Source organism: Roseovarius sp. MMSF_3350 (assembly GCF_030733425.1).
GTDB lineage: Bacteria > Pseudomonadota > Alphaproteobacteria > Rhodobacterales > Rhodobacteraceae > Roseovarius.
Window position 1 is genome coordinate 132,225 of sequence record NZ_JASHIZ010000001.1, and the last position, 26,196, is coordinate 158,420.

Consider the following 26,196-nt stretch of genomic DNA (forward strand, 5'->3'; position numbering starts at 1 on the left):
GATGACCGACAACCTAGTGATCCTTGGATTGGAAAGCAGCTGTGATGACACCGCCGCCGCGGTTGTGTCCGTCACTGGACGAGGCGCCGAGATCCGGTCGTCGGTCGTGCTGGGGCAGGACGCGCTGCATGATGCCTTCGGCGGCATCGTCCCAGAGATCGCCGCCCGCGCCCATGCCGAAAAGTTGGATATCGCCGTAAAACAGGCTCTGTTTCAGGCGAAAATGTCTCTGGCAGACGTGACGCTGGTGGCCGCGACGGCAGGCCCCGGTTTGATCGGTGGCGTGCTGTGCGGGGTGACGACGGCCAAGGCGATCGCCGCGGCGCGGGGGATTCCGCTGGTCGGGGTCAACCATCTTGCCGGGCACGCGTTGACCCCGCGTCTGACCGACGGGTTGCCTTATCCCTATGTCATGCTCCTGGTGTCCGGTGGGCACTGTCAGTTTCTTCTGGTCAAAGGCTGCGACGACTTCACGCGCCTGGGCGGTACGATCGACGATGCGCCGGGCGAAGCGTTCGACAAGTCCGCCCGCCTTCTGGGCCTTGGCCAGCCCGGCGGTCCGGCCATCGAGCGCGCGGCACGCGATGGCGACGCGGCGCGGTTTCGATTTCCTAGGCCCCTGCTGGATCGACCGGGATGTGACATGTCGTTCTCGGGTCTGAAAACCGCATTGTTGCGGGCCCGCGACACGGTGGTTGCGGAAAAAGGCGGACTGACGCGGCAGGACCGGGCCGATCTGTGCGCCGGTTTTCAGCGGGCGGTGGCGAACGTCATGCAAGAAAAGACGCGCCGTGCTCTGACCGAAGCGGCTTTGGAACTGCCGGCGCCCCCCGCCTTGGCGGTTGCCGGGGGGGTGGCTGCTAATGCCGAGATCAGGGCCGGATTAGAGACTGTTGCAGGCGAATTCGGCGTGCGGTTCGTCGCGCCTCCCCTTGCTCTATGCACCGACAATGCCGCGATGATCGCCTATGCGGGCGGGGAACTCTTCCGTGCCGGACGCATTGACGACATGACGCTGGCGGCGCGACCGCGCTGGCCACTGGATCAACACAGTCCCGCCCTTCTGGGTGGCGGAAAGAAAGGGGCCAAGGCATGATCGCGGTGATCGGCGCCGGTGCGTTCGGCACGGCTCTGGCAGCATCGCTGGCACGCAACGGCCCGGTTGTTCTTTGGGCACGGGATACGCAGCACGTCCAAGAGATGCAGGCCACGCGAGAGAATGCGCGGCGGTTACCCGGAATCACCTTGCCGACAGCCATCACCATTTCTGCGGATCTCGACGACGTTTCGGACGCGGACATCGTTCTGGTCTCTGTTCCGGCGCAAAAGCTGCGTGCGTTTCTTGAAACCGCTGGGCCGCAACTGGCTAGAAAGCCCGTGGTAGCCTGTTGCAAGGGCATGGAGCGGGGTACAGGGCTGAGGCCGACGCAGGTGATCGCCGATCACGTGCCGAAGGCCGCTACGGCGATGCTGACCGGCCCGTCCTTTGCGCAGGACATCGCGAAGGGCCTGCCCACCGCGCTGACCCTGGCCTGCGCGGATGACGCCATGGGCGGGCACCTGCAAAAACGGCTGACAACGCCCAATATCAGGCTCTATCGCACCACGGATGTGACCGGCGCGGAACTTGGTGGCGCGCTGAAGAACGTGATCGCCATCGCCTGTGGCGCGGCCATCGGGGCCGGGCTGGGCGAAAGCGCGCGCGCTGCGCTGCTGACGCGCGGGTTCGCCGAACTTGTGAAGGTTGCACAAACGCATGGCGCCAGGGCAGAGACGCTGTCCGGCCTCTCCGGCTTTGGTGATCTGGTGCTGACCTGCACGTCGGCGCAATCGCGCAACTATCGCTTTGGCGAGAGTATCGGCGCGGGCGAGAACTTCGACAAGGGCGTGACGGTCGAAGGCGCGGCAACCGCGCAGGCGCTGGAGGAGATGGCGCGCCAGGCCGGGCTGGACCTGCCGATCACACGCGTCGTGACAGGACTGGTGCGTGGCGAATTGAACGTGCGCGACGCGATGGATATGCTGCTGCAACGGCCATTGAAGGAAGAAGAATGCTGATTGCCCTGATTGCCCGGGACAAACCCGGCGCCCTGCAAACCCGTCTCGATAACCGCGACAAGCACGTGGCCTACCTGAAGGACAGTGGCGTCGTAAGCCAGGCGGGTCCGCTGCTGGATGCTGATGGCGGGATGATCGGCTCGCTCGTGGTGCTGGAGGTCGAGGACATGGCACAGGCCGAGGCCTGGGCGGCGAACGACCCCTACAAGGCGGCCGACCTGTTTGAGAGTGTCGAGCTTATCCCCTGGAACAAGGTAATCTGAGCGATGCGCTATTGGCTGTTCAAATCCGAGCCGTCGACATGGAGCTGGGACCAGCAGGTTGGCAAGGGTGAAGCGGGCGAGGAATGGGACGGCGTGCGGAACTACCAGGCGCGCAATTTCATGCGCGAGATGGCGGTGGGCGACCGCGGTTTTTTCTATCACAGCCAGACGGAAAAGGCGGTGGTCGGCACCGTCGAAGTGATCGCCGAGGCCCATCCCGACAGCACGACCGATGACGAGCGTTGGGAGTGCGTGGATATCAAGGCGCTCGAGGCCGCCAAGGCGCCCGTCACGCTGGACATGATCAAGGAGGATCCGCGTCTGGGGGAAATGGTGCTGGTGCGCAATTCGCGTTTGTCCGTACAGCCGGTCGCCGAGGATGAATGGAAAATTGTCTGTGAGATGGCGGGTCTGACGCCGTAGGCAGCGCCGCGTTCGGCCAGAATCTCATTAAAATTCGGACGGAGGGTACCTGCGCGTATCGACCGATACCCTCCGTTGCCCCACGTGCTCCCTACGCACCACACGTGTCTCTGGAATTGGTTTCGGCCATACTGGCGCGACAAGGTTGCTTCTAGCATTTCCGTCCGCGTTTGACAAAAACAGAGTGCCCTGCATTTTACTCGAATGCCTAGGGTTCCGGCCGAGCGCGGCCCGGTCGATTAAGCGGACAAGTTGATCTGTTAACGGTCGAGTAAGACCCCGTCTGCTAACGATTGTTTCGGGTGAGTGAATAGGTGGTGAGATGAGTGCGTCTGGTGACAATGCCGCGCCAGTCATCATCAAACGGAAAAAGGTCACGGGCGGCGACGGGCACCATGGCGGCGCCTGGAAGGTCGCAATAGCATAGTCCTTTTTCTGCGGCGCTTTTGCGCCGATACACGTTCACCGCCCCTTGGCGGTGGTTTCAAAAGTCGTTCTGACGTTTGCGATGCACGGTCTCGGCATCGCGCCATCCGCCCTGGGACGCAGGCCGAGAAATGCCGGGAAAGTGCTAAGAGAATCCTAAATTCGACGGCCCGTATGACCGGCATTTAAAACAAATGCGCATCGACCGCGTTGGAAGGCTCACGCCCGTTTTTCCAGTTGCCGCGTGATCTGGGCGTCGATCGTTCTCTTCCGCCCATCTTCGCCGTAAGTCTCCAGCGAGCGACGGACCTTTCTGATGGCGGCCAGCCGCGCAGAGGCCTGCCGGATGCCCTGCAGGGCGCCATCGAGCAAAAGCTGGTTGCGCGACAGCTTGTCCTGGATTTCCGATATCATGGCGGCATCCGCCGCATCGAACTGGCTCAGCTGATCGATCAGTGCTTCCTTGCGCTCCGTCAGGCGCGACATCTCGTCGAGCTTGCCGTTCAGCACGGCCTTGCGTTCGGAGTCCAGAAGCGCATCCAGTTCATCGACCAGCGCTTGCGCGGGGGAGTCACTCATTTGTCTTCTCCATCATTGATCTCAGGAAATGCTCGGCAAGGCCGATACCGCCGGCTGCCGCGATCTTGTCCGCGATCGCCTGGCGATGGAACGACGCGAACTGGTCCTCTCCCTCGCCACCGGAAAAGGTTTTCACCTGCTTGCCGAAACCGGCGGCCTTTAGCATCTCGGCAAGGAACGTCGCCTCGAGCGTCTCGGCGGCCCTGCGCGCCGCCTCCGGAGAGGTCTGCGTCAACATGCGTGGCGCAGGCATCGAGCGCGCCACCGGTTTGATGGGTAAATGATCGGTCACCAGAATCCCTCTAATGCTGCGAACTTTCCGGTATCTGACAGCAAAGCGGTAAAGAACTGGTAATCACCGTCTGCGAAGTTCGACGAGCGAGGAAGAATCCCGGAGCTCTGGAATGCAGCACATGTTCACAAGCGAATTTGCCACGCCTCCCACCGGCAGGCGCATGGCCGTGAAAACCGAAGCTGCGGCCACGGGCGACAAAGCCGATGGCAACCCGACCCGGCCGAGCTTTGCGACCGTTTTCGCGGAGGCCCGGTCGCGGCAGGCTTCGACGACCGATTCAGCAGCCGTGGAGCCCGAGGTCGAGCGTCCGTCGGAAGATGCGGAAATGCCCGGGGATGGGGCCGAAAGCGGCGCAACGGTGGCGCCTGAGACCGCTGGCGAGGTCGCGGACGACGATCCAACTGATGTTTCGGAAAGTCCTGTCGTTCTGGCAGAACCTCACGAGTCCGAAATCGCTGAACAGGATCGGATACTCCGAGGGGGTGGCGTGCAGGAGGATCAGCGTCCCGACGGCCCCTCGTCGTTGAAGAGAACGGAAAACGACGTGAGCCGGAAACCTGACGTGTCAGTCGATGTGGCGGCGACACGGGTAAAAGACGCAGCGGCCGGCGGTGACGTCAAGCGTCTGACCCTGCCCGCCTCCGAGACGCCGGCGACACTCCGACCTCCGCAAACGGTTCAGAACGGAACCGCCGAACGTGCGATCGCACAGGGTGCGAGCAGGTCTGAGGAGGCACCTCAAGCCCAGCCGCGTCCGGCGGTGGCATCGGTAGAAGGAACCGCCGCGGCGCCCCCGGCAACCGGGCGCGTGCCGCCATTGGCCGAAGAACTCCTTGCATCTGCCGCCCTGCAGCAAGGCGACCCCGGTCGCGCAGGCCGCACCGCGCCGGAGGCGCTGGACACCATCACCAGGCCGGACAGCAAGGTGATGCACCCCACGCAATCAGTCACAGGCGAAACCCGCGTCGATCCAACCGGTGACCTGCCTGCCGGGGTGCGATTTGTTTTCAGATCGGACCCTGCCGCGCAGCCGCAAGGACAGCCCCGCGCCGGTGATCGCAGATCGGCCCCGGTTTCGACGCAGGATATTCCGCCTGCTACACTTGCGTCCGGTCCGCACCGTTCCGCAAACCAACCTGCCCTTGAGAACGCTCCGACCGCCATGGCTTCTACAGCGCGCGTGATCTCGGACCCTTCCCCGGCCCGCCAGCCCAAGATGACAACAAAGAAGGCAGGCGAGGACACAGCCCGCGCGATCGTTCAAACCTCTGGACAACAAGATTTGTCGCGGCCTGACTTGTCGCATCCCGAAGCGAGGTCTCGGGCACCCGCCGAACGGCCAATGATCCATGTTCCTGCCTCTCCTTCGCTGTCGCGGTCCGAGGCGCCAGGCCCGGCCACCGGGCCCGCAACGCACGGAATGGCGACATTGGCCCACATATCCGGCGCAAGCCGTGTCGGCGAGGAGTGGGTGCGGAGCATCGAGGCCGAAGTCGGCCGCGTTACTGCCGCCGGTGGCTTTGCCAGTCAGGTCGAGACCAGCGCACCGGTGCGCCCGGCTGCGTCCCTGACATCGCTGACGCCGGACTTGCCACGCCACGTGGCGGAGCAGCTGGCGAACGGGTTTCGCGGCGCCGTCGACAAGAGCGCCGAAATCATGTTGAATCCGGCCGAGCTCGGGCGTGTCCGTATCAGCCTGCACACCAGCGAAACCGGTGTCATCGTGACCGTGCTGGCCGAAAGGCCGGAAACCCTCGACCTGTTGCGCAGACACAGCGACAGCCTTGCCCAGGAATTCCACGAAATCGGCTATGGCGCGGCGGAATTCTCGTTCGGCCAGGGCGGTGACGCACAGACGGATCAGGGCGGCGATGACGGCCGCGAGATGTATCGTCCTGACGTGACCGTGTCCGAAAGCGATGCGCCGATGGGCGCGACCCCCAGCCCGCCGTCGACGCGGATCGCGCTTGACCGTGTCGACATTCGTCTCTGATCAGCCCGAAAAGGACAGCTTTATGGATTTCTCCACCCTTTCCGCGACCGCCGCTGGAACCGCCGCACGTGGCGCCGCGTCTTCGGCGGGCGGTTCATCCGTCCTGAGCTCGGATTTCGAGACATTCATCCGAATGCTGACCGTGCAGATGGAAAACCAGGATCCGCTCAACCCGATCGAGTCGACGGAATTCGCCACACAGCTGGCCACGTTCTCCGGGGTCGAACAGCAGGTCAAGACCAACGATCTGTTGTCGGCCCTGGGCGCACAGATGAGCCTGTTGGGCGTGTCGCAAATGTCCGGCTGGATCGGCATGGAAGGTCGCGCGATCGCGCCCGTCGTGTTCGACGGCGCTCCGGTGCCCCTGACCATCTCCGGCGACGGTCTCGCCGACCGGCACGAACTGATCGTGCGGGACAGCAGCGGCAACGAAGTTCAGCGCCTTGCCGTTTCAGGCGACCGCGAAGAGATTGCCTGGCTGGGCAGTGACCCTGACGGAACAGTGCTGCCGTCCGGAACCTACGACATCAGCGTCGAGTCCTATTCCGGCGACGAGATCGTGGCATCGACGCCCGCCCAGGTTCACGGCAGAATCATCGAGGCAAGGACGGAGGCAGGCCAAACCCTGCTGGTCATGGAAAGCGGTCAGGAGGTGGCGGCATCGGCCATGCTTGGACTCCGGTTGCCTCGATAAAGCGTTTCAACTCGGGCTTGAGGCATAAAGTCGAAATGCGCCTTTCGTTCGAACGCCGCGCGGGCGTCGCGAACAGTCCTGCCTCAGGCGACTTGGAAGGCTTCTGGTGAAAGATTCGGCGTAATGGCCACAGCAAAATAATAAACGCCGGATTCTTCGCCATCTGCTCAGATTGGGTTTTATTTTGTTCAACTTTATGGGATAAGCCACGTGAACAAGGTGCTTCGGCATCGTGCAACCTTATGACTTGGAGACTGTCATGAAGAAACTTACGACACTCATCGCAGCAAGCGCTGTCGTTGCAGCTTCGGTTGCGCCGGCCGTCGCCCAGAACGCCCCCGCGACCAACGATCCTTTCGTTTCGACGCAAGCGCAAGGCTCGCTGCTGTCCATCGGCGGCGTCACCTACGTTGTCGTCGGCGTCGTCGCTGCTGGCCTGATCGTGGCGCTGGCAGATGGCTCTTCCACCACGACGAGCCTCGTGCGCAACTGATCCGACCAAATATTCGATTAGTCTGGCGGGCCTTTCGGGGCCCGCTTTTCTTTTGGAACAAGGCGAAACTGGAAGGTGGCTGCAAAGAAAGCAACTGACTGCCGCCAGTGCCCGCGCCGAAGAGTTCGAAGTGTCGCGCTCAGCGCAGATGGCTCAGCGTGAAGTACCCCAGGCCCTCGCCAAGCCAGGTGCGCGCTTCGACGATCCGTCCGCCGTCGCTCACCAGATAGTAATTGTCGAACGTACCGGTGTCGGTCTTGCAAAAAACGTCGACGCGCGTCACCTGAAGCCGAAGCGCGCCGCCTTCGTAGGTCTGGCGCCCATCCGGGGTAAAGGCGCAATAGGCTTCGGTTTCCTCGATCTGGTTTTCGCCGTCCAGATGCCGCAGGACCTGTCGTTCGATCCCGTCTTCACGCCGCGACAGCATTCCCAGCAAACCATTTACGCTGGACGACATAAGGTCGGCGCCCAGTCCGCGGGTCGAGGTGATCACGCCGCCGCGCGTGGACACGCTGCGCCTTTCGGACGTTCCCCAGGCCGCCCAGGTGTTGTAGGGGCCATTGGTTTCGATCACACGGAGGACGGCGACGCTGCCGGTTTCCTCGATCCGCATCAGTGCAAACGGGCCGTCGCCGGACTGCAACGCGCGCTGCACCTCCCGCTGGACCACGCTGTCGGCGATCTGTTGTCTGGGCTGGTTCTGGTTGCGGCGGGAATCGATCAGGGTCTTTCCGACGGTCAGAAGCGAAACGCCCTGCCTGGTGTTCGTGCAGCCTGTCAAGGACAGCGCAGCCAGAAACCCGACCGCGAATAAAAGCGTCTTGCTCGGCCTCATCTCCAGTATTTCCCCCAGCTCTTGGCAACTTCCGGCCGGTGTGACCCGCGTACGGTTTCGTAAAGGCGCCCGTCGACTTCCAGCCGCTGACCGCCGTCACGGGTGAGCGGGCGCAGGACGCCGCTCGCCTTTTGCCTGGTCGGCTCGCCCACCAGCCAGGAAAACGGCACGGTAAACCGGATGCCCTTGTCAAAGGAGCCCTCGCCGAACTGGCTGGCGGACACGTCGGTGAAGGTGGCGAACGCGCCGACCTTCCAGCCGTTGGCGAATTCACGGTCGATCGTGATCGTGCCGCCCCAGTCGCCGGCCAGATAACGCCCCGCGTCGATCTGGCCGTGAAAGCCGTTCCCGAAATCGTAATAGGCCGACACGTGACCATTGAACTCCGGAATCGTGCCGCCCGGCGTCACCCGGGAACGCAGGCCGAACTGTTGGTCGAAGTCGCGCGGATGCGTGTAGTTGATCTCGGCGCCAAGCGCGAAACGGCTGTCCACCGGCTTCCACAGGACCTCGCCGGAGACGCCCGCATACATGCGTTCCAGATATCCTGCCGTGACACGGCTGTAGAAATCGGGCCAGAGGCGCCCGTATTTCGCCACGGTGAGATTTTCGAGGAAGGGTTCGTCGGTTCTGTTGTAGCGGGCCACGTCCGAGCGCACATGCGGCAGCTGCGAGTTGTTGGGTCGGACGGCCTCGTCGAGATTGCCGATCACCTTCTGGCCGAGAGAGCCGGCAACGACCCACCCGGATCCCAGGTGATACTTGGCCTTGGCGCGAATGCCGACATCGCCGCGCAGCGGGTTGCCGGGATCGAACAGCGAGGTGCGCAGGTAGGGGCCGATCGTCCATTCGAACCGCGGATAGGTCTCCGGGAACGGATCGGGATAATCGCCAAAGCGCAGCGTGTCGGTAAAGCGCGCGGCGGCAAGCGCCTCGCGTGCCGGCCGGTGCTCCAGGCGCTCCAGGTCGGTGCGGCTGAACGAGATTGTGCTCGCCGGGATGCCGTTCTCGATCAGCGTCACATGCAGCATCTCGACCGAGGGCGGCAGTTCGCGGCTCATGCTCCGCAGGGTCCGGCCCAATGCCTGGGAGGTGGCGTCATACTTTGCGTTGCGGATCCGCACATGCGCCGAGCGTCCGTTCAGGGTCAGCCCCTCGAGGTCGAGCTCGGATTGCTGAAGACTGCGATCCAGGGACGCGGTAATCGCCTCTTCCCGGCCCGGTTGCGTGGTCCAGCCCAGGTCTTCGGCGCTACGCGGACCGCGCACCGCGACGGGCAGCGGCGCCAACTCGGCCCCGCCCTTGACCGACGGGTTCTTCGGATTGAGGTTGAAGGTCAGCGCCGCGCCGAATTCTTCGCCATGCAGAGCAAAGGCCCGCAGCGATGTGTTCCGATTTAGCTGGTACGTCACGGCAAAGTTCCACGGGATCGACCGTTTCAGAATGCCGGCGGATTGCGCGGTGTCGTAGTTGTCGGAAGAATACTCGGCGCTCAGCAAAAGCTTGTCGGTCGCCTGATAGCTGGCCCCGCCAAAGAAGGCGTAATCGCCCTGGAACCAGTCGTCGATGTTGAACTGCCCGCCAGTGCCGCCTTGGGCAAAACTGAACGGGGTGCGTGTCCCGAAGCTGCCGTCACTGGCATAGCTGCCGAATCGCCCGAAGCCCAGACCGCCGGTCACGAGCAGGCGGTCGCCGATCGACTTCGTGGCGACGATATATTCGCCGGACAAAAGGCCGGTCCCGACGAAATCCTGCAAACCGACCGAAACCGCGGGGGTGAAATCGGTCTCGTCGAACAGGCGGAACCGAAGGTCGAAACTGCGGTCGTAATAGGTCGAGAAGGCCGGGGTGATATCTTCCGTTCCGGCATAACGAAAGCTACCTGACAGCCGGTCGGTGATCTGGAAACTCAGCGTCGTGCGGAAGAACCCGTCGAAATAGGTGATGTTGGTGCTCAGCTCGCCATCCGGCGCCGTTTCCGCCGTGGGCATGTCGATCAGGCCGCCGGGCGTACCATAGTTGTTGGTCGTCAGCGTCGTAAGATCGTCGGCAATTGCCAGGGCCGGAAGGCCGAGCATCCCGAACGTGACCAAAACGCGTGTCGATTTGCGGATCACTGCGGGTTTCCCTCCATTGACGTCCCGTCGACGTTAGCCAACGCCACGCGATTCCGACACCGCCTGACGCGTCGTGACTTTCGATAGATGGCGGGAGTCACATCAATACCACGTCTTCAGAGAAATACCGATGCCAGCAAGGTCGCCATGGCACCCAGCGTGATGCCCAGCACAAGCCATAGCACGGATTTCCAGCGCAGGCCGCGCGTCGGTTCCGGTTCGGGCGAGGATTGGCGGATCAACGCGCTTTCGACGATCTTCGGCAGGCGCGGCCCGTACCGCGACAGGACCATCAGCGTACGGCGCAAGTCGCGCAACGCGGCGCCGGGGCCGATGTTCTTGCGGATGTAATCCTCGACCACGGGCTTGGCGACCTGCCAGATATTGGTCTGCGGGTTCAGGCTTCGGGCGACACCTTCGACGACCACCATCGTGCGTTGCAGAAGGATCAGCTCGGTCCGGGTTTCCATTCCGAATCTCTCTGTCACCTCAAAGAGATAGCTCAACAGCCCGCCCATCGAGATCTTCGAGGCATCCATGCCGAAAATCGGTTCGCCCACGGCCCTCAGGGCACGGGCGAACTCGTCCACGTCGCGGTCGGGGGGCACATAGCCTGCCTCGAAATGCACTTCGGCAACACGCTGGTAATCGCGCTTGATAAAGCCATACAGGATCTCGGCATAGACCCGGCGGGTGTATTCGTCGATATGCCCCATGATCCCGAAGTCATAGGCGATGATATCGCCATTCGGCGCGACCTTCAGGTTGCCCTGGTGCATGTCGGCGTGGAAGAACCCGTCGCGCAGGGCGTGCTTCAGGAACAGCTGCAGCACGCGCTCGGCAAGCTCCGCGCGGTCATGGCCCGCGGCATCGATCGCGGCGTTGTCGCCCATCGGTGCCCCGTCGGCCCATTCCATCACCATCACGCGCCGACCGGACATGTCCCAGTTCACGGCCGGTAGGCTGAAGCCCTTGTCCTCTGCGGTGTTTGCGGTGAACTCGCTGGCCGAGGCGGCTTCGAGGCGAAGGTCCAACTCTCCGATGACCACGCCCTCGAAATGGGCGATCACGTCGCGCGGTTTCAGTCGGCGGGCGGACGGGGACAGCACCTCGATCATGCGCGCCGCGAAATAGAAGGCGTCGATGTCCTTGCGGAAAGCCCGCTCGATTCCCGGGCGCAGCACCTTGACCGCCACGTCCTGCCCCGTCTCGCGCAGCCGTGCCTTGTGCACCTGCGCGATCGAGGCGGCGGCAATCGGGTCGCTGAACTCCGAGAAAACGGCGTCGACCGGCTGGCCCATCGAGCTGGCGACACTGGCCTTGGCGACCTCCGCATCGAAGGGCGGCAGCTTGTCCTGCAACACTCGCAGTTCCTGCGCCAGCGCATCGCCCACGATGTCGGGCCGGGTCGAAAAGACCTGCCCGAACTTGATATAGGCCGGTCCCAGCGCCGTCAGCGCACGCAGGGCCGGCGGCATGCTGGTGTCGCCCTTGTAGCCCAGCCATTGGAACGGCCAGGCCAGGAACCGCATGGTCCCGCGCACCAGCGGCGGCGCGTCCATCGCATCCATGATCAGACCCATGGCGCCGGTGCGTTCCAGCGTGGCGCCCGTGCGGATCAGGCGCAGGAGGTTGTGTGGCCCGCGCATGGTTCAGATCTTCCAGCCGGAATGCAGACAGGCGATTCCCATGCTGAGGTTGCGGTACTTGGCCTGCTCGAACCCGGCCTGGCGCACCATGCCCAGGAACGTTTCCTGGTCCGGGAACTTTCGGATCGATTCCACAAGATACTGATAGCTGTCGCGATCCCCGGCAATCACCTGGCCCATCTGGGGAATGATGTTGAAGGAATAGAGGTCATAGACCTTCTGCATCAGGTCATTGGGGATCTGGCTGAACTCCAGCACCATCAGCCGCCCGCCGGGTTTCAGCACGCGAAAGGCCTCGTTCAGGGCCTCCTGCGGGCGCGTCACGTTCCGGATGCCGAAGCTGATCGTGTAGACGTCGAAACTGTTATCGGCAAAGGGCAGCGCCATCGCGTCGCCCACCACCCAGTCGAGGCTCGCAGCCATTTGTTCCGCCTCGGCCCGCTTGCGGCCCTCGACCAGCATCGGCTCGGTCAGGTCCAGCACGGTCGCATGGCCCGAACCGGCGCGTTTGAGAAACCGAAAGGCGATGTCGCCGGTGCCGCCCGCCACGTCCAGCAGACGTTGCCCCGGGCGCGGCGCCAGCCAGTCCATCATCGCGTCCTTCCAGACGCGGTGGATGCCAAAGGACATCGCGTCGTTCATCACGTCGTATTTCGACGCGACCGAACCGAACACGCCGCGCACGCGGCCCGCCTTTTCCTCCTCGGGGATGTCCTCATATCCGAAATGCGTTGTTTTCCCGGTCATTTATCCCCGCGGCCTTGCCGTTTGATCCTCAAGTCCTTCTTATAGGTCGCCGGGGGCGGGTTACAATGCGCCCGTTTGGTCGCAGAGGAGGCGGAATGCCGGAATTGCCAGAGGTCGAGACAGTGCGCCGCGGGCTGGAGCCCGCGATGACCGGTGCCGTGATCGCGTCGGCTCAGGTCAACCGCCCCGACCTGCGCTGGCCTTTCCCTCCGGGCATGGCCGACCGGCTCACCGGACAGCGTGTCCTGGGCCTGCGGCGGCGGTCGAAATACATCCTTGCCGATTTGTCGTCGGGCGAGACGCTTCTGATCCACCTCGGCATGTCCGGCCGCATCCTGATCTCGGGCGATCCGCTGGGACAGTTCGTGCACGACCATCCCGCGACGGAGAAACACGACCACGTGGTGCTCGACATGGCCAATGGCGCCCGCATCACCTTCAACGATCCGCGCCGCTTCGGCGCGATGGACCTGATGGCCACTGCCAACGCCGAGGCGCATCCCCTGCTGGCCAAGCTGGGCCCCGAACCGCTGGGCAACCAGTTCGACGAACCCTACCTGGTCGCCGCGCTGGCGGGAAAAAACACCCCTATCAAATCGGCCCTGCTGGATCAGCGAATCGTCGCGGGGCTGGGCAATATCTACGTCTGCGAGGCGCTTTTCCGGGCCGGTATATCGCCCCTGCGCCGCGCCGGTCGCATCGCGGTCAGGCGGGCCGCGGCCCTGGTGCCGATCATCCGTGCCGTGCTGAACGACGCGATTCTCGCCGGCGGATCCTCCTTGCGCGATTTCCGCCAAGCCGATGGAGAGCTTGGATATTTTCAGCACAGCTTTGACGTCTACGACCGCGAGGGCGCCCCCTGCCGCCGCGCCGGTTGCCAGGGAAATGTGCGCCGTGTGGTGCAATCGGGGCGTTCCAGCTTCTATTGCGCGACTTGCCAAAGATAACCTTGATCCGACTGCCTCAAATGGTAATGACTCAACTCTGACAGAAACAAGCGAAAGCAGATTTCATGGCCTATGAGACGATCATCGTCGAAGTAGAAGACCACGTCGCCAAGATTACCCTGAACCGCCCCGATGCCCTCAATGCCCTCAACGATCAGTTGCTGGGCGAGCTTGTCGACGCGTTGCAGGATGCCGAGGGCAACGACAAGGTGCGCTGCATCGTGATCACCGGCTCGGAAAAGGCTTTCGCCGCCGGTGCGGACATCAAGATGATGGCCGAGAAATCCTTTGTCGACGTGTTCTCGGGCAACCTGTTCGGCCCCGAGGCGGACGCCATCGTGCGCATCCGCAAACCGATCATCGCCGCCGTGTCGGGGTATGCGCTGGGCGGCGGGTGCGAGCTTGCGATGATGTGCGATTTCATCATCGCCGCCGACAACGCCAAGTTCGGCCAGCCCGAGATCAACCTCGGCGTCATGGCCGGGATGGGCGGCAGCCAGCGCCTGACCCGGTTCATCGGCAAATCGAAATCCATGGACATGAACCTGACGGGCCGGTTCATGGACGCCGAAGAGGCCGACCGCTCGGGTCTCGTCAGCCGCGTCGTTCCCGCAAAGAAACTGATGGAAGAGGCCATGGCCGCCGCCGGCAAGATTGCCGAGAAGTCCATGATCACCGTCATGGCGGTCAAGGAAGCGGTCAACCGTTCCTACGAGGTGCCGCTGGCCGAGGGGCTCTTGTTCGAGCGCCGCGTCTTCCACTCCCTCTTCGCGACCGAGGACCAGAAGGAAGGCATGGCGGCCTTCGCCGAGAAACGCGAAGCGCAGTTTCGCGACAAGTAGAGCCGAGGGGCATCCTGCCCCCGGCCCCGTTTCAGATCACGAAATGCAAGGTGTCGAACCGCTTGCGCAACGCTTGAGTCCGCGATGCGACGGCCTCCGCGTCTCCGGTCAGGCCTTCTTGTATCAACGCCGCAAGTGCCGGCGCGTCCCCTGGCGTGACGCCCCAGCGCACCAGTTCCGGCGTGCCGATGCGCAGACCGTTCATATCGCCCGGCACCTCCGCGATGGGCAGGCCGATCCCGCAGGCCAGGAACCCGGCCTTGCGCAAGGTCTTGGACGCCGCTTGACCGCCGCCGTACCGTGCCGCCTCGACCGCGAACTGATGCGAACCGGTGTATCCCTGCGGCGTCTCGAACACCGGAATGCCGTGTGTCGCCAATGCCTCCGCCAGAGCCTTGGACAGGTCGATCATGGCCTGCGCGTAGGCTTGCCCATGCTCGCGCCAGTCCAGCATCGACACCGCCAGCGCCGCTGACTTGGAGGCATCGAAATTCGCGGTCATGCCGGGGAATGCGATGGCGTCCAGCCGTTCGGCCAACTCCGCCTCGTTGGTCACGATCACACCGCCCGCCGGGCCGCCAAGGCTCTTGTAGGTGCTCATCGTCATCAGATGCGCCCCTTCGGAAAGGGGATTCTTCCATGCTCGACCGGCAATGATCCCGCATTGATGCGCGGCGTCGAACATGACCTTCGCGCCCACGCTGTCGGCGATGGCGCGCACCTGGGCCACCGGATGCTCGAACAGGTTCAGCGACCCGCCCACGGTGATCAGCGCGGGTTTGTGCTGTTGTGCAATGTCGCGCAACGCGTCCAGATCAATCGTGTATCCATCCGCATTGACCGGCGCCGGGACGGTGCGCAGGCCGAACAGGCCGGCACATCCATCGGCATGGTGGGTGACATGCCCGCCGATGGTGGCCGGTGGGGCGATGATCGTATCTCCCGGCCTGCAGGTGGATATGAACGCATATAGGTTCGCCAACGCCCCAGAAGGCACGCGGATCTCGGCAAACTTCGCCTGAAAGACTTCGGCGACCAGCTCGGCTGCGATGACTTCGATCTCCTCGATGGCCTCCAGCCCCATCTCATACTTGTCGCCCGGATAGCCCAGCGACGGGCGCGAACCGATGCCCGACGCCAGCAGCGCCTCGGCCCGCGGGTTCATGACATTCGTCGCCGGGTTCAGGTTGAAGCATTCGCGCTCGTGTATTTCGCGGTTCTGCGCGGCCAGCGCCTCGATCCGGGTGGCAATCGCAGCGCTGGTTTCCGAGCCTGTCCGGGTCGCGATGGTCTGAACCAGCGTCTCGCATTTCGCGGGCACCCAGTTCCGGTGGGCAAGGGTCATATTGGTCTCTCCGGTTACGTCGGTCGGATCATGCCGGGCGCACAGCGCGGGCGAAAGCGGTTTTCATCGATTCCCGCTTTGCTTTTGCGGCATTTGCCGCTATACGCCTGCGCCATACATGCGCGTGCGGCCCGCTCTGGCCAGAATCATTCCGGCCCCTGGCCTGCCGGAACGGGCTCGTCCGCGTGCAGATCTGAAACGTAACGACAGACCCGAAAAGGTTCACAGCATGGCCAATACTCTCCAGTCCAAGAAGCGCGCGCGCCAGAACGCCCGCCGCCTCGATGTCAACAAAGCGCGCCGCTCGCGGATTCGCACCTTCCTGCGCAAAGTCGAGGAAGCCATCGCGTCCGGTGACAAGGAAGCCGCACAAAATGCACTCCGTGCCGCGCAGCCCGAACTGATGCGCGGCGTTTCCAAGGGAGTGTTTCATAAAAACACCGCTTCCCGGAAAATGTCGCGACTGTCTTCGCGGGTCAAATCGCTGGGCTGATCCGCCAACCTAAGCTATTGAAGGAAAAGGTGCCGAATCGTCCGGCACCTTTTTTTTATGGCTATGAACGACTCGGGTCCGCGCGATTTTTTCACGGTAAAGAATGTGTCAAGCGCTAAGAACAGTTGCCGCCGCGCGGACTCAATTGCTAGTTTATCCGAGCGATTCACGCTTGGGGGGACAGGCGCCCGAACCGGAACAGACGATCTACTGCTCTGATCGTCCCGGTGCATCCGACTGGTGTCGGAGGGCATATTGTCCAACGGAATTGGCGCGATCCATGCGGCTTGCCTTACGATTGTGGGGACGACACAGGGCCAGCGCATGGGGGCGTCCTGACAATGGCCAGCAGGCTTCCCGCCCGGTACATCTATCGGGCGAAGGGGTGTGGCTTGTCGATTCTTGACCGAACCGGGAACGCATACTTGTGGGTGCGCCAGTCGAGGGCGTGCCGGGGCGAAACAACAAGACCGCGGAACGGGATAAAAATGACCAAAGATCAATGGGGCCAAATCAAGCAAGACCTGCTGAAGACCGTAGGCAAGAACAACTTCACCAACTGGATCGAACCGCTCGAACTGACCGCGATCGACGATGACGTCGTGACCTTCAAGGTTCCGACGACGTTCCAGGGCAACTACGTGTCCCGCAACTTTGGCGAGCTGATCCTGTTCAAGGTGAACGGATTTGCCCCCTCGATCCGCCGGATCGATTTCCAGGTCGCGGCGAATTCGTCGCAAAAACCCGCCGCCACCGCAAGCACTGCACCGGCCCCCGCCGCCGCCGCCCCGGCGCGGCCGACTGCGCGCCTTTCGGAAGACGTGCTGTCCTCCGCCCCGCTCGACGAGCGGTTCACATTCGACCGGTTCGTCGTGGGCAAGCCCAACGAGCTGGCCCATGCCGCGGCCAAGCGCGTGGCCGAAGGCGGCCCGGTCACGTTCAACCCGCTGTTCCTCTACGGCGGTGTCGGACTGGGCAAGACGCACCTGATGCACGCCATCGCCTGGGACCTGCAGGCGGCGCAACCCGATCTGAACGTGCTGTACCTGTCGGCCGAACAGTTCATGTACCGCTTCGTCCAGGCCCTGCGCGACCGTCGCATGATGGATTTCAAGGAACTCTTCCGCTCCGTCGATGTGCTGATGGTCGACGACGTGCAATTCATCGCAGGCAAGGACAGCACGCAGGAGGAGTTCTTTCACACCTTCAACGCGCTGGTAGACCAGAACAAGCAGATCGTCATCTCCGCCGACCGCGCCCCGGGCGAGATCGCCAACCTCGAAGAGCGTATCAAGTCGCGCCTGCAATGTGGCCTGGTGGTGGATCTGCATCCCACCGATTACGAACTGCGCCTCGGCATCCTGCAATCCAAGGCCGACCGCTTTGCCGAACAGTATCCCAGCCTTGAAATGGCTGATGGCGTGCTGGAATTCCTCGCGCATCGCATTTCGACCAATGTGCGCGTGCTCGAGGGCGCGCTGACCCGGCTCTACGCGTTTGCCTCGCTCGTTGGGCACCAGATCACGTTGGAACTGGCCCAGGACTGCCTGGCTGACATTCTGCGCGCGTCCGAGCGCAAGGTGTCGATCGAAGAGATCCAGCGCCAAGTGTCCGAACACTACAACATCCGTTTAAGCGACATGATCGGGCCCAAAAGGGTGCGCACGTTTGCCCGCCCGCGCCAGATCGCGATGTTCCTGTGCAAGCAACTGACGTCGCGGTCCCTGCCCGAAATCGGCCGGCGGTTCGGCGGTCGCGATCATACCACGGTGATGCATGGCGTGCGCCGGATCGAGGAGCTCAGCTCGCAGGACGGACAGCTTGCCGAAGACCTCAAGATTCTGCGTCGCGCGCTCGAGGGCTGAAGGGCAATAAAAGGCTTGAGCATAAGGCGAAACTTGCTAACGTGCCGGTCCCGGTGCCCGTCAGAGGCACGCACGCAGGGAGCGAGGGCATGAAACTCAGCATCGAACGCGGAACGCTGCTAAAGGCGGTCTCGCAGGCGCAGTCCGTTGTCGAACGGCGCAACACGATTCCGATCCTTGCCAACGTGCTGATCGAGGCCGAGGGAGACGCGGTGCATTTCCGCGCCACCGACCTCGATATCGAGGTCGTCGACAAGGCCCCCGCCCAGGTCGAGCGCGCGGGCGCCACGACCGTCTCTGCCGTGACCCTGCACGAGATCGTGCGCAAGCTGCCCGACGGGGCGCTGGTGACATTGACCGACGATGGTGCCTCGGGCCGCCTGACGGTCGAAGCGGGGCGCTCGAACTTTTCACTGGCGACCCTGCCCAAGGAAGACTTTCCAATCATGGCGTCGTCGGAATATTCCTGCAATTTTTCTGCCAAGGCGCCGGTGCTGCGCCGGCTGTTCGACAAGTCGAAATTCGCGATCTCGACCGAAGAGACGCGCTATTACCTTAACGGCGTCTACATGCACGTCTCGGACGCCGAGGGCGGCAAGGTGCTGCGCTGCGTGGCGACCGACGGCCACCGCCTGGCCCGGATCGACGCCGACCTGCCCGAGGATGCCGAGGACATGCCCGGCGTGATCGTCCCGCGCAAGACCGTGGGCGAGCTGCGCAAGCTGCTGGATGACGACGACATGGCCATCGCCGTGTCGGTCAGCGAAACCAAGGTGCGCTTTGCCACGCCCAACATCACGCTCACTTCCAAGGTGATCGACGGCACGTTCCCCGATTACACGCGCGTCATTCCCCAAGGCAACACCCGCAAGATGGAGGTCGACGCCAGCGAGTTCGCCCAGGCCGTCGACCGTGTGGCCACCGTCAGTTCCGAACGCTCGCGCGCCGTGAAACTGGCGCTGGACGAGGACCGTCTGATCCTGTCGGTCAACGCCCCCGACAGTGGTGCGGCCGAGGAAGAACTGGCCGTGGCCTATGGCGACGAGCGGCTGGAAATCGGCTTCAACGCCAAGTACCTGCTGGAAATCGCCAGCCAGGTCGACCGCGAGAACGCCGTTTTCATGTTCAATTCCTCGGGCGATCCGACGTTGATGCGCGAAGGCAATGACACCTCGGCGGTCTATGTCGTCATGCCGATGCGCGTGTGACGACTGTCGGAGCCTCAGGCGGGGATATTTTTGGCCAGAGGAAAAGGGCGTGAATGCCCGGATTGTATCTGTCATCGCTCACGCTGTCGCATTTCCGCTCGCACAAGGGCGTGCGGATCGAGGCGGACGGACGGCCCCTGGCGCTTTTCGGGCCGAACGGGGCGGGCAAGACCAACATCCTCGAAGCCGTCTCGCTGTTCTCGCCCGGGCGCGGCTTGCGTCGCGCGGCGGCTCAGGACATGGCGCGGCGGCCCGATGCGATCGGGTGGAAACTGACCGGCGTTCTGCGATCGATGCACCAGGTCCACGAGATCGAGACCTGGTCCGAGGGCGGCAGCGCGCGTCAGTTGCGGATCGACGGCAAGGCCGCGTCGCAGGTGGCGCTGGGCCGGGTTGCAAGGGTGCTGTGGCTCATCCCGTCCATGGACCGGCTGTGGATCGAAGGGGCCGAGGGGCGGCGGCGCTTTCTCGACCGCATGACGCTCAGTTTCGTGCCCTCCCATGCCGAGGCGACGCTGGCCTATGAGAAGGCCATGCGAGAGCGCAACCGCCTGCTGAAGGACCAGGTGCGGGACGGGCACTGGTACGTGGCGCTGGAGCGGCAGATGGCCGAGGCGGGGACGGCGATCCACACGAACAGGGTGACGGCGCTGGAGCAACTGGCAACGGCGCAGGCGCTGGCCGAGACGGCGTTTCCTGTGGCCGAACTGGAACTGACCATGACCGAAGGCGAGATGCCCGGCACCCGGTCCGATTTCCGCGATGCCCTGTCCGAAAGCCGCTTTCGTGACATCGCGGCCGGTCGCACGCTGGTTGGCCCGCATCGGGCCGATCTCTACGGCGTATATGCCGCCAAGGGGGTTCCGGCGGCGGAGTGCTCGACGGGTGAACAGAAGGCGCTGCTGGTGTCGCTGATCCTCGCCAACGCGCGGGCACTGGCTCAGGATTTCGGCGCGCCGCCGATCCTGCTTCTGGACGAGGTCGCGGCCCATCTGGATGCCGCCCGCCGCGCGGCGCTCTACGCCGAGATCTGTGCCTTGGGCGCCCAGGCCTGGATGACGGGAACGGGGCCGGAGCTGTTCACGGAACTGGGCGAACGGGCGCAGCTGTTCGAGGTGACCGAGGATGAAATGAGCTCGATCGTCACCCCTCGCTGAAACCGGAAAATCACACCGACGCGATACCACCCGGATACCGACGTGATACCGATATTAAGTTCCTGATCGTGAACCACAAAATCTTGTGCCTATTGCGTGACATTCCCCGCCGGAAATCGTATAAAATACGAAAATGAACGAAGGATAATCTGCATGGCAGAGCCCGCTGCGTCCCCCGAAGAATATGGCGCCGATTCCATCAAGGTTCTTAAAGGCTTAGAGGCAGTTCGCAAGCGCCCAGGCATGTATATCGGTGACACCGATGACGGCTCTGGTCTGCACCACATGGTCTACGAGGTCGTCGACAACGGCATCGACGAGGCTCTGGCTGGCCATGCGGACCACGTAAGCGTTTGTATTCACGGAGATAGTTCAATCTCGGTCAGCGATAATGGCCGCGGTATCCCGGTGGAAATGCACGAGGAAGAAGGCGTATCCGCCGCCGAGGTCATCATGACCCAGCTGCACGCAGGGGGGAAGTTCGACAGCAATTCCTACAAGGTTTCCGGCGGGTTGCACGGCGTTGGCGTGTCGGTGGTGAACGCGCTGTCCGACTGGCTGGAACTGCGTGTCTGGCGCAGCGGCAAGGAGCACATCGCCCGCTTCGAGCGGGGCGAGACGGCCAAGCATCTCGAAGTGGTCGGCGACGCGGACGGCAAACGCGGAACCGAGGTGCGCTTCCTGGCCTCCCTCGACACGTTCTCGAACCTCGAATACAGCTTTGAAACACTTGAAAAGCGCCTGCGCGAACTGGCTTTCCTGAACTCCGGTGTGCGCATCATCCTGCGCGACGAGCGCCCCGCCGAACCGCTGCAGACGGAACTTCATTACGATGGCGGCGTGCAGGAGTTCGTGCGTTATCTTGATCGCAGCAAGTCCCCCCTGATGACCGATCCGATTTTCGTCACCGGCGAACGGGACGATATCGGTGTCGAGGTGGCGATGTGGTGGAACGACAGCTATCACGAGACGGTTCTGCCTTTCACCAACAACATCCCGCAGCGCGACGGCGGCACGCACCTTGCCGGGTTCCGCGGGGCGCTGACGCGCGTTTTGCAGAAATACGCTGCCGAAAGTGGGATCGCGAAGAAGGAAAAGATCACCTTCACCGGCGACGATGCGCGCGAAGGGTTGACCTGCGTGCTGTCGGTCAAGGTGCCCGATCCGAAATTTTCCAGTCAGACCAAGGACAAGTTGGTGAGTTCCGAGGTGCGCCCGGCAGTGGAAAGCCTGGTCAACGAAAAGCTGTCGGAATGGTTCGAGGAGAATCCGAACGAGGCCAAGATGATCGTCGGCAAGATCATGGAAGCGGCGATGGCGCGCGAGGCGGCGCGAAAGGCGCGGGAGTTGACCCGGCGCAAGACAGCGCTCGACGTCAACTATCTCGCCGGCAAGTTGAAGGATTGCTCTGAAAAGGATCCGTCGAAGACCGAGCTGTTTCTTGTCGAGGGTGACAGCGCCGGCGGCTCGGCCCAGACCGGGCGGGACAGATCAACCCAGGCGGTTCTGCCCCTGCGCGGCAAGATCCTGAACGTGGAGCGCGCACGGTTCGACCGGATGCTGTCAAGCCAGGAGATCGGGAACCTGGTCATGGCGCTCGGCACGGGAATCGGGCGCGATGAGTTCAACATCTCGAAGCTGCGCTACCACAAGATCGTCATCATGACCGATGCCGACGTGGACGGCGCGCATATCCGTACGCTGCTGCTGACATTTTTCTACCGGCAGATGCCGGAGCTGATCGAGGGAGGGTACCTCTACATCGCACAGCCGCCGCTGTTCAAGGTAAGCCGAGGCAAATCCGAGGTGTATCTCAAGGATACACCGGCGCTCGAAGATTACCTGATTGCGCAGGGAACCGAGGATGCGGTCCTTCGGCTTGGTTCGGGCGAGGATATCACCGGGCAGGATCTTGTGCGCGTGGTCGAGGAGGCGCGGCAGGCAACGCGTATCCTAGACGCGTTTCCAACGCATTATCCCCGGCATATCTTGGAACAGGCGGCAATCGCCGAGGCGTTCGAACCGGGCCGCGTGGACGCCGATGTCCAATCGGTCGCCGACAGTGTGGCAAGGCGTCTGGACCTCATTGCGCTCGAGTACGAGCGGGGGTGGCAGGGGCGGCAAACCCAGGATCACGGTATTCGACTGACGCGTATCCTGCGCGGTGTCGAAGAAGTGCGCACGCTTGACGGTCCGATTTTGCGTGGTGGCGAAGCAAAGCGTTTGGGGCAACTTACCGAAGGGCTGCGCGAGATCTACAACGAGCCTGCGACCCTGCACCGCAAGGAGCGGTCACAGGCGATCTATGGCCCGCTCAACCTGCTCGATGCGATCCTGAAGGAAGGTGAAAAGGGCCTCGCCTTGCAACGCTACAAGGGCTTGGGCGAGATGAACCCAGATCAACTGTGGGAAACGACGCTGGATCCGGAGGCGCGAACGCTCTTGCAGGTGAAAGTCGACGACGTGGCCGAAGCGGACGATCTTTTCACGAAGCTGATGGGCGACGTGGTAGAGCCGCGTCGAGAGTTCATTCAGCAGAACGCATTGAGCGTCGAAAACCTGGATTTCTGATAACCGTTCATTCCGCGTATGGTCTTGTACACGGCATCGGTGCGCTCGGGTCCGGCATGGGTGACCTTGTCAGAACGATTAGGTCGGCAAACTCGAGCTGGTCAGAAGGTGGCCAGCGTGCACTCGTCCTCCCTGTCGCGGTCGCTCAGAAAGTCGTGGCTGGCATGGTCGTTCAGCAGTTTCACCGCGTCGTCACCATCGTGCCGAGACGGGAGACACCCGACAGGCTCTCGCCTGCATCGTCGCGAAACCAGAAGGTCTTGCAATTCGGGCCGCCACGTGAAAGGCAAAGGATCAGGCAGCCAATCATCCGCTACCCAGAAAAAGATCAAATCTACTGGGGAATGGATATGCGCACTGTCACGCCGTATGCGTCGGCTATTTTCATCATCGGCACCGGGAGCGCGTTCGCGCAAGCGCCCGAACCGTTCGTTCTGGGCACGATCTATATCGGGTCTGACGCCACAACTTCCATCGGGATCGACAATGAGGACCTGACGCGCACGACGCCGAAGGACCTGCAGGAAGTCTTCAAGTCCGAGTCGTCGGTGTCGGTGGGAAGCTCGCTGCCGATCTCGCAGAAGATCTACGTGAATGGCGTCGAGGAGAACAACCTGAACGTCACCATCGATGGCGCGCGGCAGAACAACCGGATCTTTCACCACAGCGCCACGACCTATATCGACCCCGAATTGCTGAAGGCGGTGCGGGTCGATCCCGGCGTGGCGCCGGCGGATGCGGGGCCGGGGGCGATGGCCGGCGCAATCGCGTTCGAGACCAAGGACGTGGGCGACCTGCTGGAGGAAGGGCGCACGTTCGGCGGGCGGTTCATCACCGAATACCAGAGCAACGGCGATGTCTTTACCAACAGCCTGGCGCTCTTTGGCGTGTCGGGGCGGTTCGAATACCTGGCCTTCGGCAAGTATGCGGATGGGGGCATCCGCGAGGACGGCTCCGGCATGGATATCACCGGGTCGGGTACAGGACTGACCAGTGGCCTGGCCAAGGTGGCGTTCAATGCCGAAAATGGCGGGCGGCTTGAACTGGGATACGAGATTGTGCGCGACGATGCGCTGCGTCCCTTGCGGGCGGATTTCGCAGGCTTGCGCGGCGTGCTGGACACCCGGACCTACAGGCTCGAGCGGCAGAACCTGGTGCTGTCCTACGCGTTCGGGAATACCACCGCGATGTGGAACCCTTCGGTGCAGATCGCCTATAACTCGACCGATCTTTATACCGGGCCGATGCCGGGTGCGACCGACGCCTATTCGGGCGAGACCACGAGTTTCACCGGCAAGATCCAGAACGAGTTCCAGGTGGCGAAAGGCACCGTGAATGCGGGCCTCGATTTCTACAGCGACGTGGCGGATATCAACGGCGAAGGCACGGCCGTGTTCTTTGCCGAGGAGAAGGCCACGAATATCGGCCTTTTCGTACAGGCCGAGCTGGACCTGACGGAGCGGTTCCGTCTGTCCACGGGCGCGCGCTATGATTTCCAGGAGTTCGAGGGCGTCGACGGCACGACCTATGACAATGACGGGCTGTCGGCGAATATCGCCGGGGATTTCGATGTCACCGATGCGATCACGGTCAGCGCCGGGGCCTCGCGCGTGTGGGGCGGTATCGCGCTGGCGGAAAGCTTCCTGTTCGATCCGGCCTGGGCATACCCCGCGTCGATCGAGCCGGTAACTTCCGAGAATTATTACCTGGGGGCGAACTACCGGGTGGGCAACTGGGACTTCAACGCCAAGCTGTTCAAGACCGATATCGACAACGCGCGCACCCTGCTGGACCCGACCACGGGTCTTTTCAATGGCGGGCCAGGGCAGGTTTCGGATCTCGACACCGAGGGGTATGAGATCGGCGCGGCCTACACGTGGTCGAGCGGGTTCGCCCGCATCGCCTATGCCGATATCGACACCAAGATCAACGGCGGACCCGCCGACAGCTATACCGGGCGGTACCTGACCACGCCCTTGGGTGACAATCTTGTCTTCGAGGTGGCCAACACCTGGGATCGGCTGGGCCTGACGCTGGGCGCGGATGCGCAGATCGTGTTCGACAAGTCGGCGGCGGGCGCGCCGGGGGGCGAGATCGACGGGTTCGAGGTGGTCAATGCCTTTGCCGAGTATACGCCGCGCCGGATGGAGAACCTGACCTTACGGGCGGAAATCGACAACATCTTCGACGAGACCTACACCGAGCGGGCGACTTATGGTCAGGAATTCGCGACGGTGACGCCGCTGCGGGAGCCGGGCCGGTCCTTCAACCTGCGGGCAACGCTGCGGTTCTGAGCGTGGTTCTGCCCGTGTGGGCCGGCGTGGAGATTATCGCGACCGTAAGGGGCGCGGTCACCCATGGGCGAGGGTCTGGTTGGAGCCCATATTTGCCTTAGTCACAAAGCGCTCGCGCGGAACAAGGGCGAAGCCCGCCGCGCATCGCCGGGCCGCCCCCCGGCACGGCGATTTGGCAGGTGACGTGCCACGCACTCAGGTTGGATGTGCCTGCCAGGCATAAATTGCCCATCACTATCGTCGGTTCGCCGCACCACGGCCCGTCGATGCGCGTCTCCTTACCGTCGGTGAATAACGTCCGCTTCGTTCCGCACAGCCGCCATTCGTGCCACCCGCAACGAATGCCAGAATCGAGCTATTAAGAGACACTGGTATGAATCCCCCAGCCGGTTAACAGCCGCGCAGCGGCCCAGCCATCGTCAGCCCCTCCCTTGGGCTGGCGATTTGGCTGAGGCTGGGCGCACCGATCACTTCGAGGACGTATTTGGCAGGCATAAAGTGCTTCATGATTGCCGTCGGATCGCCGCCCCAGGGTCTGACAATTGCCTCCGTCGTGAATTGCAGCAAGGTCCGCTGAGCAGACAGCCGATGGGGGCGCGGCGCATCACCAGGTCAGGCCGCGGTCCACTCCATGCCTTCGATCTTTTCGCGGTGGGCAAAGGTCACGAGGTGGCTGTCGATGACGCCCTTGGCCGCCGGCATGTTTTCATCCTTGTCCACTTCGAAGCGGATGGTGAGCCCCTGCGGATCGGCCTCCATGATCGCGGGGCCAAAGACGAAATCGGCCCGGCCGTGGTTGCCCTCCCAGGTGGCGTCGATCTTGTGGGCGAAATGTTTGCAAAGCTGGGTGAGATACTTCGCGCCGTGCTCGGTTTCAATGCGTCCGATGAGGGTGGGCATGG

General features: G+C 63.0%; 23 protein-coding genes and 1 pseudogene. 16 read left to right on the forward strand and 8 right to left on the reverse strand.

Annotated features, from left to right (window positions below; genetic code table 11):
• The first annotated feature begins 1 nt into the window (after window position 1).
• The 5 genes and pseudogenes from tsaD to RBB31_RS00685 form a co-directional block, all read left to right on the forward strand.
• Window positions 2-1,096, forward strand: coding sequence for a tRNA (adenosine(37)-N6)-threonylcarbamoyltransferase complex transferase subunit TsaD (tsaD, locus tag RBB31_RS00665; RefSeq protein ID WP_306127331.1), 1,095 nt, complete (start codon window positions 2-4; stop codon window positions 1,094-1,096).
• A complete protein-coding gene (locus RBB31_RS00670; protein WP_306127332.1) occupies window positions 1,093-2,058 on the forward strand; it encodes an NAD(P)H-dependent glycerol-3-phosphate dehydrogenase in 966 nt (321 codons plus the stop codon). The genes tsaD and RBB31_RS00670 overlap by 4 nt, the downstream gene beginning before the upstream one ends.
• The gene (locus RBB31_RS00675) at window positions 2,052-2,321 is read left to right on the forward strand and encodes a YciI family protein (protein WP_306127333.1); all 270 of its coding nucleotides are present in this window, start codon (window positions 2,052-2,054) and stop codon (window positions 2,319-2,321) included. The genes RBB31_RS00670 and RBB31_RS00675 overlap by 7 nt, the downstream gene beginning before the upstream one ends.
• 3 nt (window positions 2,322-2,324) lie before the next feature.
• The gene (locus RBB31_RS00680; RefSeq protein ID WP_306127334.1) at window positions 2,325-2,744 is read left to right on the forward strand and encodes an EVE domain-containing protein; all 420 of its coding nucleotides are present in this window, start codon (window positions 2,325-2,327) and stop codon (window positions 2,742-2,744) included.
• A gap of 322 nt (window positions 2,745-3,066) precedes the next feature.
• Window positions 3,067-3,168, forward strand: a pseudogene (locus RBB31_RS00685) (chemotaxis protein MotB); the annotation flags it as partial.
• A 221-nt stretch (window positions 3,169-3,389) separates the two neighbouring features.
• Here RBB31_RS00685 and RBB31_RS00690 read toward each other — a convergent pair.
• Window positions 3,390-3,749 (reverse strand): flagellar protein FlgN, encoded by a 360-nt coding sequence (locus RBB31_RS00690; protein ID WP_306127335.1) that lies wholly within the window; start codon window positions 3,747-3,749, stop codon window positions 3,390-3,392.
• Window positions 3,742-3,987 (reverse strand): rod-binding protein, encoded by a 246-nt coding sequence (locus RBB31_RS00695; RefSeq protein WP_306127336.1) that lies wholly within the window; start codon window positions 3,985-3,987, stop codon window positions 3,742-3,744. Before RBB31_RS00695 ends, RBB31_RS00690 begins: the two co-directional genes overlap by 8 nt.
• Window positions 3,988-4,153: 166 nt before the next feature.
• Between RBB31_RS00695 and RBB31_RS00700 the strand changes: the two genes are divergently transcribed.
• From RBB31_RS00700 to RBB31_RS00710, 3 genes are all read left to right on the forward strand, one after another.
• A complete protein-coding gene (locus RBB31_RS00700) occupies window positions 4,154-6,037 on the forward strand; it encodes a flagellar hook-length control protein FliK (protein WP_306127337.1) in 1,884 nt (627 codons plus the stop codon).
• A 22-nt stretch (window positions 6,038-6,059) separates the two neighbouring features.
• Window positions 6,060-6,731, forward strand: coding sequence for a flagellar hook capping FlgD N-terminal domain-containing protein (locus tag RBB31_RS00705; RefSeq protein ID WP_306127338.1), 672 nt, complete (start codon window positions 6,060-6,062; stop codon window positions 6,729-6,731).
• Between the two features lie 259 nt (window positions 6,732-6,990).
• Window positions 6,991-7,224 (forward strand): hypothetical protein, encoded by a 234-nt coding sequence (locus RBB31_RS00710; protein ID WP_306127339.1) that lies wholly within the window; start codon window positions 6,991-6,993, stop codon window positions 7,222-7,224.
• A 139-nt stretch (window positions 7,225-7,363) separates the two neighbouring features.
• Here RBB31_RS00710 and RBB31_RS00715 read toward each other — a convergent pair whose 3' ends face one another.
• From RBB31_RS00715 to ubiE, 4 genes are all read right to left on the reverse strand, one after another.
• The gene (locus RBB31_RS00715; protein ID WP_306127340.1) at window positions 7,364-8,059 is read right to left on the reverse strand and encodes a YjbF family lipoprotein; all 696 of its coding nucleotides are present in this window, start codon (window positions 8,057-8,059) and stop codon (window positions 7,364-7,366) included.
• Complete coding sequence (locus RBB31_RS00720; protein ID WP_306127341.1) at window positions 8,056-10,176, reverse strand: YjbH domain-containing protein; 2,121 nt, start codon at window positions 10,174-10,176, stop codon at window positions 8,056-8,058. The genes RBB31_RS00715 and RBB31_RS00720 overlap by 4 nt, the downstream gene beginning before the upstream one ends.
• Window positions 10,177-10,292: 116 nt before the next feature.
• Window positions 10,293-11,825, reverse strand: coding sequence for a 2-polyprenylphenol 6-hydroxylase (gene ubiB, locus RBB31_RS00725; protein ID WP_306127342.1), 1,533 nt, complete (start codon window positions 11,823-11,825; stop codon window positions 10,293-10,295).
• Window positions 11,826-11,828: 3 nt separating this feature from the next.
• Window positions 11,829-12,572: a bifunctional demethylmenaquinone methyltransferase/2-methoxy-6-polyprenyl-1,4-benzoquinol methylase UbiE gene (ubiE, locus tag RBB31_RS00730; RefSeq protein WP_306127343.1), complete on the reverse strand. Its 744-nt coding sequence runs from the start codon at window positions 12,570-12,572 to the stop codon at window positions 11,829-11,831.
• Window positions 12,573-12,667: 95 nt separating this feature from the next.
• Between ubiE and mutM the strand changes: the two genes are divergently transcribed.
• Both mutM and RBB31_RS00740 read left to right on the forward strand, forming a co-directional pair.
• The gene (gene mutM, locus RBB31_RS00735) at window positions 12,668-13,519 is read left to right on the forward strand and encodes a bifunctional DNA-formamidopyrimidine glycosylase/DNA-(apurinic or apyrimidinic site) lyase (protein ID WP_306127344.1); all 852 of its coding nucleotides are present in this window, start codon (window positions 12,668-12,670) and stop codon (window positions 13,517-13,519) included.
• A 65-nt stretch (window positions 13,520-13,584) separates the two neighbouring features.
• Window positions 13,585-14,361, forward strand: coding sequence for an enoyl-CoA hydratase (locus RBB31_RS00740; protein WP_306127345.1), 777 nt, complete (start codon window positions 13,585-13,587; stop codon window positions 14,359-14,361).
• Window positions 14,362-14,392: 31 nt separating this feature from the next.
• Here RBB31_RS00740 and glyA read toward each other — a convergent pair whose 3' ends face one another.
• Window positions 14,393-15,706 carry a serine hydroxymethyltransferase gene (glyA, locus tag RBB31_RS00745; protein ID WP_306127346.1) on the reverse strand — a complete coding sequence of 438 codons (1,314 nt, stop codon included), beginning with the start codon at window positions 15,704-15,706 and terminating at the stop codon, window positions 14,393-14,395.
• A gap of 229 nt (window positions 15,707-15,935) precedes the next feature.
• Between glyA and rpsT the strand changes: the two genes are divergently transcribed.
• The 6 genes from rpsT (at window position 15,936) to RBB31_RS00775 (ending at window position 25,294) form a co-directional block, all read left to right on the forward strand.
• On the forward strand, window positions 15,936-16,199 hold the full coding sequence (rpsT, locus tag RBB31_RS00750; protein WP_306127347.1) for a 30S ribosomal protein S20: 264 nt from the start codon (window positions 15,936-15,938) through the stop codon (window positions 16,197-16,199).
• A gap of 488 nt (window positions 16,200-16,687) precedes the next feature.
• Entirely contained in the window at window positions 16,688-18,064 is a 1,377-nt protein-coding gene (gene dnaA, locus RBB31_RS00755; RefSeq protein ID WP_306127348.1) for a chromosomal replication initiator protein DnaA, read from the forward strand.
• Between the two features lie 89 nt (window positions 18,065-18,153).
• Complete coding sequence (gene dnaN, locus RBB31_RS00760) at window positions 18,154-19,272, forward strand: DNA polymerase III subunit beta (protein WP_306127349.1); 1,119 nt, start codon at window positions 18,154-18,156, stop codon at window positions 19,270-19,272.
• A gap of 53 nt (window positions 19,273-19,325) precedes the next feature.
• On the forward strand, window positions 19,326-20,429 hold the full coding sequence (gene recF / locus RBB31_RS00765) for a DNA replication/repair protein RecF (RefSeq protein WP_306127350.1): 1,104 nt from the start codon (window positions 19,326-19,328) through the stop codon (window positions 20,427-20,429).
• A 153-nt stretch (window positions 20,430-20,582) separates the two neighbouring features.
• Entirely contained in the window at window positions 20,583-23,000 is a 2,418-nt protein-coding gene (gene gyrB / locus RBB31_RS00770) for a DNA topoisomerase (ATP-hydrolyzing) subunit B (RefSeq protein ID WP_306127351.1), read from the forward strand.
• 344 nt (window positions 23,001-23,344) lie between these two features.
• A complete protein-coding gene (locus tag RBB31_RS00775) occupies window positions 23,345-25,294 on the forward strand; it encodes a TonB-dependent receptor domain-containing protein (protein WP_306127352.1) in 1,950 nt (649 codons plus the stop codon).
• 612 nt (window positions 25,295-25,906) lie between these two features.
• Here the strand turns inward: RBB31_RS00775 and RBB31_RS00780 are convergent.
• Window positions 25,907-26,194, reverse strand: coding sequence for a DUF2218 domain-containing protein (locus RBB31_RS00780; protein WP_306127353.1), 288 nt, complete (start codon window positions 26,192-26,194; stop codon window positions 25,907-25,909).
• Window positions 26,195-26,196: the final 2 nt, after the last annotated feature.

Coding starts and splice junctions, on each gene's coding strand:
- dnaN (WP_306127349.1), top strand. CDS start 18,154: ATGAAACTCAGCATCGAACGCGGAACGCTGCTAAAGGCGGTCTCGCAG.
- RBB31_RS00710 (WP_306127339.1), top strand. CDS start 6,991: ATGAAGAAACTTACGACACTCATCGCAGCAAGCGCTGTCGTTGCAGCT.
- dnaA (WP_306127348.1), top strand. CDS start 16,688: ATGACCAAAGATCAATGGGGCCAAATCAAGCAAGACCTGCTGAAGACC.
- RBB31_RS00680 (WP_306127334.1), top strand. CDS start 2,325: ATGCGCTATTGGCTGTTCAAATCCGAGCCGTCGACATGGAGCTGGGAC.
- rpsT (WP_306127347.1), top strand. CDS start 15,936: ATGGCCAATACTCTCCAGTCCAAGAAGCGCGCGCGCCAGAACGCCCGC.
- RBB31_RS00695 (WP_306127336.1), bottom strand. CDS start 3,987: ATGTTGACGCAGACCTCTCCGGAGGCGGCGCGCAGGGCCGCCGAGACG.
- RBB31_RS00740 (WP_306127345.1), top strand. CDS start 13,585: ATGGCCTATGAGACGATCATCGTCGAAGTAGAAGACCACGTCGCCAAG.
- RBB31_RS00775 (WP_306127352.1), top strand. CDS start 23,345: ATGGATATGCGCACTGTCACGCCGTATGCGTCGGCTATTTTCATCATC.
- RBB31_RS00670 (WP_306127332.1), top strand. CDS start 1,093: ATGATCGCGGTGATCGGCGCCGGTGCGTTCGGCACGGCTCTGGCAGCA.
- ubiE (WP_306127343.1), bottom strand. CDS start 12,572: ATGACCGGGAAAACAACGCATTTCGGATATGAGGACATCCCCGAGGAG.
- RBB31_RS00675 (WP_306127333.1), top strand. CDS start 2,052: ATGCTGATTGCCCTGATTGCCCGGGACAAACCCGGCGCCCTGCAAACC.
- ubiB (WP_306127342.1), bottom strand. CDS start 11,825: ATGCGCGGGCCACACAACCTCCTGCGCCTGATCCGCACGGGCGCCACG.
- mutM (WP_306127344.1), top strand. CDS start 12,668: ATGCCGGAATTGCCAGAGGTCGAGACAGTGCGCCGCGGGCTGGAGCCC.
- glyA (WP_306127346.1), bottom strand. CDS start 15,706: ATGACCCTTGCCCACCGGAACTGGGTGCCCGCGAAATGCGAGACGCTG.
- RBB31_RS00705 (WP_306127338.1), top strand. CDS start 6,060: ATGGATTTCTCCACCCTTTCCGCGACCGCCGCTGGAACCGCCGCACGT.
- RBB31_RS00715 (WP_306127340.1), bottom strand. CDS start 8,059: ATGAGGCCGAGCAAGACGCTTTTATTCGCGGTCGGGTTTCTGGCTGCG.
- RBB31_RS00700 (WP_306127337.1), top strand. CDS start 4,154: ATGCAGCACATGTTCACAAGCGAATTTGCCACGCCTCCCACCGGCAGG.
- recF (WP_306127350.1), top strand. CDS start 19,326: ATGCCCGGATTGTATCTGTCATCGCTCACGCTGTCGCATTTCCGCTCG.
- RBB31_RS00690 (WP_306127335.1), bottom strand. CDS start 3,749: ATGAGTGACTCCCCCGCGCAAGCGCTGGTCGATGAACTGGATGCGCTT.
- RBB31_RS00780 (WP_306127353.1), bottom strand. CDS start 26,194: ATGCCCACCCTCATCGGACGCATTGAAACCGAGCACGGCGCGAAGTAT.
- tsaD (WP_306127331.1), top strand. CDS start 2: ATGACCGACAACCTAGTGATCCTTGGATTGGAAAGCAGCTGTGATGAC.
- gyrB (WP_306127351.1), top strand. CDS start 20,583: ATGGCAGAGCCCGCTGCGTCCCCCGAAGAATATGGCGCCGATTCCATC.